The sequence below is a fragment of the Actinosynnema sp. NPDC059797 genome (assembly GCF_042732085.1).
Classification (GTDB): domain Bacteria; phylum Actinomycetota; class Actinomycetes; order Mycobacteriales; family Pseudonocardiaceae; genus Actinosynnema.
Genome location: NZ_JBHWIE010000397.1, coordinates 1 through 6,166, shown reverse-complemented (window position 1 = coordinate 6,166; position 6,166 = coordinate 1). Strand labels below are relative to the sequence as shown.

Annotated in this window: 5 protein-coding genes; 2 read left to right on the top strand and 3 right to left on the bottom strand. The window is 73.3% G+C overall.

Annotated elements, in window-relative coordinates; all coding sequences use genetic code 11:
- Positions 1–197 precede the first annotated feature (197 nt).
- Positions 198–2,510 (top strand): molybdopterin-dependent oxidoreductase, encoded by a 2,313-nt coding sequence (locus tag ACFV4N_RS38180; protein ID WP_499677554.1) that lies wholly within the window; start codon positions 198–200, stop codon positions 2,508–2,510.
- 124 nt (positions 2,511–2,634) lie between these two features.
- A complete protein-coding gene (locus tag ACFV4N_RS38175) occupies positions 2,635–3,186 on the top strand; it encodes an EF-hand domain-containing protein (protein ID WP_499677553.1) in 552 nt (183 codons plus the stop codon).
- Positions 3,187–3,297: 111 nt separating this feature from the next.
- Here ACFV4N_RS38175 and ACFV4N_RS38170 read toward each other — a convergent pair whose 3' ends face one another.
- From ACFV4N_RS38170 to ACFV4N_RS38160, 3 genes are all read right to left on the bottom strand, one after another.
- Positions 3,298–4,032, bottom strand: a complete 735-nt coding sequence (locus ACFV4N_RS38170; protein WP_499677552.1) for a DUF6544 family protein — start codon at positions 4,030–4,032, stop codon at positions 3,298–3,300.
- 60 nt (positions 4,033–4,092) lie between these two features.
- Positions 4,093–4,824: a universal stress protein gene (locus tag ACFV4N_RS38165; protein WP_499677551.1), complete on the bottom strand. Its 732-nt coding sequence runs from the start codon at positions 4,822–4,824 to the stop codon at positions 4,093–4,095.
- 79 nt (positions 4,825–4,903) lie between these two features.
- A complete protein-coding gene (locus tag ACFV4N_RS38160; protein WP_499677555.1) occupies positions 4,904–5,884 on the bottom strand; it encodes an Acg family FMN-binding oxidoreductase in 981 nt (326 codons plus the stop codon).
- Between the last annotated feature and the right edge of the window lie 282 nt (positions 5,885–6,166).

The following is a 6,166-nucleotide window of genomic DNA, read 5'->3' as shown; positions in this document are numbered from 1 at the left end:
CAGCCTTAAGGCAGGCCGGCTTTGACGCGTCGCCGACCGGTCCCCGCCGCCGGACGACCTGCTCGACATCGTCTTCTGCCCCGCCCCGGTCGGGGCTACCGTGGGTGCCACGTCGTCGGCCCAGAGCCGCACCGTGCGGCGGGAGGGAGATTCCGCTGTCCGGCGTCGGGGGAATTCAGAGGCGGAGTTGATCCATCGTGGAACAGCGCAGGTCGGTCGCGACGCACTGGGGCAGCTTCGTCGCCGTGGTCGATTCCGGTCGGTTGGTGCGGATCGAACCGAGGCCCGACGACCCCGCTCCCTCTCCCATCGGCCCCGGAATGGTGACAGCCGCCGAGGACGGCGCTCGGGTGTTGCGCCCCGCGGTGCGCAGGGGCTGGCTGAACGGCGAACCGCGCACCCGCGGCGCGACCAGGGGCACGGACGCTTTCGTGGAGGTGAGCTGGGACGACGCGCTCACGCTGGTGAGCGATGAACTCCGCCGGGTCCGCTCACGGCACGGGGACGGCGCGGTGTTCGGCGGGTCCTACGGTTGGGCGAGCGCGGGCAGCTTCCACAACGCGCAGGCACAGCTCCACCGGTTCCTGGCGCTGGACGGGGGTTACACCGACTCGCGCAACACCTACAGCACCGCCGCCTTGGAGGTCATCCTCCCCCACGTGATCGGCGGCCACCCGTGGAGCTACCAGAGCCGGATGCCGATGTGGGACGAGATCGCCGACAACTGCGAACTCGTGGTGGCGTTCGGCGGGCTGGCCCTCAAGAACAGCCAGATCAACCCCGGCGGGCTGGCCAGGCACCGGACGCGGGACCTGCAACGCCGGTGCCGCGAGGCCGGGGTGGAGTTCGTGAACGTCAGCCCCATCCGCGGCGACGTCGCCGGCTTCCTCGACGCCGAGTGGCTGCCCGTCACCCCCAACACCGACACCGCCGCCATGCTCGGCATCGCGCACGCGATGCTGGTCAACGGGTGGCACGACGAGGACTTCCTCCGCCGGTGCTGCGTCGGGTTCGACCGCTTCGCCTCCTACCTGCTCGGCGAACCCGACGGCGTCCCGAAGGACGCCGCCTGGGCCGAGCGGATCACGGGCATCGACCGCGACGCGATCACCGACCTCGCCCGCCGCCTCACCACCCGACGTTCCCTCGTCATGGTCAACTACGCGGTGCAACGAGCGGACCACGGCGAACAGCCGATCTGGACGTCCGTCGTGCTGGCCGCCATGGCGGGCTCGATGGGGCGGCCCGGGGGCGGCTGGGGCGCGGGCAACGCGACGATGGACGCGACGGGCGTCGCCCCCGGACGCGCCTTCGTGGCGGGGATGCCGAAGGTCCCCAACCCGGTCCCGGACTTCATCCCCGTCGCGAGGATCGCCGACGCCCTGCTGCACCCCGGTGAGGTCATCGACTACGACGGCGGGCGCCTCACGCTGCCCGACCTCCGCCTGGTCTACTGGTGCGGGGGGAACCCGTTCCACCACCACCAGGACCTCCACCGGTTGACCCGCGCCTGGCAGGTCCCCGACACGGTCGTGGTCCACGAGGCCTGGTGGAACACCTCGGCCAAGTTCGCCGACGTCGTCCTCCCGGTCGCCACCACCCTGGAGCGCGACGACTTCGCCGCCGGGTTCTCCGACCCCCACCTCGTCGCGACGCCGAAGGTCCGCGAACCGGCGGGCGAGTCGCGCACCGACCACCACATCTTCGCCGCGCTGGCCTCCCGGCTCGGGTTCGAGCGGGAGTTCACGGAATCGCGCTCGGAAGCCGACTGGGTCCGGCACCTCTACGAGCAGACCAGGGCCGCGCTCGGCGACGACGCCTTGCCGGGCTTCGACGACTTCTGGCGGAACTCCACCGCCGGGCTGCCGGCGTTGAGCGGACCGTTCCCCGGGAGTTTCCAGGACCTCCGGTCGGACCCGGAGCGCTTCCCCCTGGCGACGCCGTCGGGCCGGATCGAGATCTTCTCGGCGAAGATCGACTCGTTCGGCTACGACGACTGCGCCGGGCACCCGACGTGGTTCGAACCGGCGGAGTGGCTCGGTGCCGACCTGGCGGACCGGTTCCCGCTGCACCTGATCTCGAACCAGCCCGCCGCACGCCTGCACAGCCAGTACGACAACGGCGGCCACAGCCTCGGTGCCAAGATCCGCGGTCGCGAACCCGTGGCGATCAACCCGGTGGACGCCGCGGCACGCGGCATCGAGGACGGCATGGTCGTGCGCGTCCACAACGACCGGGGCGGCTGCCTGGCGGGCGCGATCCTGTCGGACGAGGTCATGCCGGGCGTCGTGCAACTGTCCACGGGCGCGTGGTGGGACCCGGTCCAACCGGGCCTGAGCGGAACGCTGGACCGCCACGGCAACCCCAACGCCCTCACCGCGGACCGACCGTGCTCACGCCTGTCCCAAGGCCCCAGCGCCCTCAGCGCGCTGGTCGACGTCGAACCCCACGAGGGCCCCGTTCCCGACGTGCTCGCCTTCACGCCGCCGAACCTCGTGCCACCCACCTGACGCACACCCCGGCCGACGTGCCGGTCGAGTCGACCGGCGCGGCCTCACCTGAACGAGTGATTCGATCTTCCCGGTGGTCGCGTCGCCCGGGGCAACCGCGATCGCCTCACTACGTTGCGCGACCATGACAGGAATTCGGGATCTCAAGTACCGCCAGTGGTTCCGGGGCGCGGACGTCGACGGCGACGGGGTGATCACCCGTCAGGACGTCCGGTTGATGGGCGAGCGCTACATCGCGGCCCGCGACGCCGTACCGGAGGCCGGGACCGCCCGCCGGCTGACCGACGGGTTGGACGTGTTCTGGACCACCGTCATCGCGCCGATGGACCAGGACGGCGACGGGCAGGTGGACCTGCGGGAGATGACCGAGGGGTTCCGGCGGGCGCTGGCCGATCCCGCCCTGTACCCGCAGCAGGTCGGGCCGGTGGCCGACTGCTACTTCGACCTGGTCGACCTCGACGGGGACGACCGGGTCGACCAGGCGGAGTTCGGGCAGATCTTCGGCCTGGCCGGCAACGTGTCCCCGGAGGACTGCGCCGAGGTCTTCGACGCGTTGGACCTGGACGGCTCGGGCGGGCTGAGCCGCGCCGAGTTCCACCAGGCGCTCACGGAGTTCTTCTACGGCGACGACCCGGACGCCCCCGCCGCGCACCTGTTCGGCCGGATCACCGCCTGACGGGTCACCGACCCGGGCGAGCCCCGCACGGCCGACGCCATCCGAGGTCCCCGTAGGCAGCAGCCGCGGCGCCTCGCGGCATCGCGGCTCGGCCGGCGCTGTGGGCGGTCATCAGTCGATCGGGTGGTAGGTGATGTCGGCGTCGGCGAACTCGAACTGGGCGTAGGTGAACGGCCCGTCGGGCAGGTGCCAGGTCGCGCAGGCGCGGCGGGGCCTCATCCGACCGGCCACGAGGATCCAGCCGTCGACCGGGGTCGACCACCGCGTCCTGGTCGGGCCGGCGGGCAGGTCGGCCCAGCGGTCTTCGGTGGTGACCTCGCGCGGCGCGCCGCGGTGGTCGGTGGTGACGCGGACCGTGACCCGGAGGTCCTGGTCGGTGAGGGTGAGGTCGAAGGCGCGGTCGTCGACGGCGGCCCAGGTGACCGGCAGGCCGAGCAGGGTGGACGGGGCGAACAGGACCGCGTCGTCGAGGTAGGTGACCAGTTCGGCGGCGTCCATCTCGGGGCCGGCGGCGTCGGCGACGGTGAACGCGCCCAGCGCGGTGGCGCGCAGGCGGCCGCGGCCGTGGTCGTAGGTGTCGGTGGCGTGCACCGGCAGCACGTGCCCGAGGGCCAGGCGCAGGTGGTAGTCGCGGCCGACGGGCTCGGTCGTGTTGCGCTGCTCGACGCGGCACGCCGCCCAGCGGTCGGTGGGCTTGCGGCGGAACCAGCCGCGGGCGCGCAGCTCGAACCCGGTGTCGCGGGGTCGGCCGAGGACGCCGGTGAAGCGCAGGTAGCGCCGCGCCGCCTCGGGCAGGTGGGCGATGTCGCGGTCGGTCACGACGGGGGCGAGAGCGGTGTGGGTCATGGTCGGGCACCTCCGCTGATCAGCGTGTCGTTCTCGGGACCGGGTGGGCAGGACCCGAGGTCACCGCGGGGCCGGGACCTCCGGCCGCGCCGCGCCGGGCACGAGGGCCTGTCGCCGGGTGGTGCGGCGCGCCTCGGCCGGGGCGCGGTGGGCGATCAGGACGGGGCAGCGGGCGTGGTGGAGCGCGGTGCGGGCGACCGGGCCGCGGTCGGCGAGCACGAGCAGGTCGGTGTCGGCGTAGCGGGCGATGGCCTCGTGCGGGTGCATCCGGGCCAGCACCGACGTGTGCCGCACGCCGCGCAGCACGGCGTCGGCGTGGCGCACGGGGATGTCCGGCTGGTCGACGCGCACGGGCAGGGTCGGGGTGGCGTGCAGCACGCGCAGGGCGGCGCCGGTGCGCCGGGCGAGGTCGGCGGCGCGGATGAGCGCCAGGTCGTCCTGGTCGTCGCCGGTGACCAGGGCGGTGATGCGGTGGTGGTCGCCGCGCAGCGCTGCCGGGGTGCCCCGGACCACGACGACGTCGCACGCCGCGTGCCGGGCCAGCGGCACCACCAGGCGGCTCAAGCCGAGCTGGGGACCGCCGGCACCGCGGTGGCCGACCACCAGGACCTGCGCCCGGGCGCTGAGCAGCATGAGGTCGTGCACCTCGTCGCGGGTCGGCCGGTGGCGCTCCAGCGGTGCGCCCAGCAGCGCGGCGTGCGCGGTCGCCCAGCGCACCACCTGCTCGTGGTGGGGTGAACCGTCGTCGAGGACGACGACGGGGTGTGCGGTGGTGTTCGCGTCGAGACCCATGCCCTCAGCCTGGTCCGCGCGGGACGGCCGGTGCAGGGGCGTGGGTGCCTTCCGGGCAGGGTCCAAGGTCCCTGCCGCGTCAGGACCGGGATGGGCTGGGCTCCATCAGCAGGTCGGCGACGGCGCGGCGCGGACTGGGTGGGACGGGGGTGCCGAAGCCGATGCGCAGCACGGTTTGCGGCACGAGGGAGCCGCCCAGGGAGCGGCGCAGCTGCGAATGGGTCCGCCGGACTTCGATCGGCTGGGACATGAAGGACGCGGACAGCCCGAGGGCGGTGCCGGCCAGCAGCAGCCGTTGCAGGGCCTGCCCGGCTTGCAGCTCGCCGAGGGGCCCTTCGTGGAAGGAGCACAGCACGGCGACCAGCGGGTCGGGTTCGTAGTCCTTGCCCGGTGGGCGTTCGCGGGCCTGGAAGTCACGCAGCGCCCACTCGTCCTGGAGCGCGGGGCGCACACCGGCCGAGGAAGGTGGCACGCCGTCGTCGGTGCGGGGTCCGGTCCACGCGGTCAGTTCGGCGCGCACGGCGAGGTTCTCGGCCTGGATGCGGTGGGCCTCGGTGACGAGCGCCTGGAGCCGGGCGCGTTCGTCGGGGGCTGCGACCAGGTGCAGCCAGGCGCGTTCGCGTTCGGCGGCGCGGACGAGGGCGTGCCGGTGGGCGACCGGCACGGGCGCGTCGTGGAAGGGTTCGCGGTTGGACCGCCGCTTCGGCACGGCCGCGATCAGCTCGCGCACCTCGGGGTCGGTGTCGCGGTGCCCGCCCCAGCGCACTGCGGCCAGCGCGCCAGGGCTGCCCGAGCCGGGCAGCAGGGTGACCAGTGGCCGGATGCCCCGCGCCCGCAAGCCCAGGCGCAGGTTGAACAGGGCGGCGCCGCACGCCAGGCGCAGTTCGCGGCCGTCGGGGTCGGTGGCGGGCAGCGCGCGCTCGGGGTCGGGGTGCAGTTCGATTCGGTCGCTCGCCACCCGGAACCGCCACGGTTGGGTGTTGTGCACCGACGGCGCCAGGGATGCCGCGCGCAGCACGCCCTCCACCTCGTACGGCGCCAATCCGAACACCCCATGCATTGCGTCCACTCCCACCGTGTCACCTGATCGCACCAATACCTCCACTGTCCGGTTCGCGGAGCGGACGCCACACGGTCGAAAGTCCCCGATCGGGGGTGCTCTCCGACTCGCTCGGTGGACCTTTCCCTACCTGCTTGGGATGCTGATGATCGTGGAGGAACACGAGAACCCTCGCCTGTTGGGTGGTCTGCGCCTGGACGAGCTGCTGGACGAGGTGCGCGAGCGGCTGACCGAGATCGCCTCGACCCGGGACAAGATGCAGGGCCTGCTGGACGCGGTGCT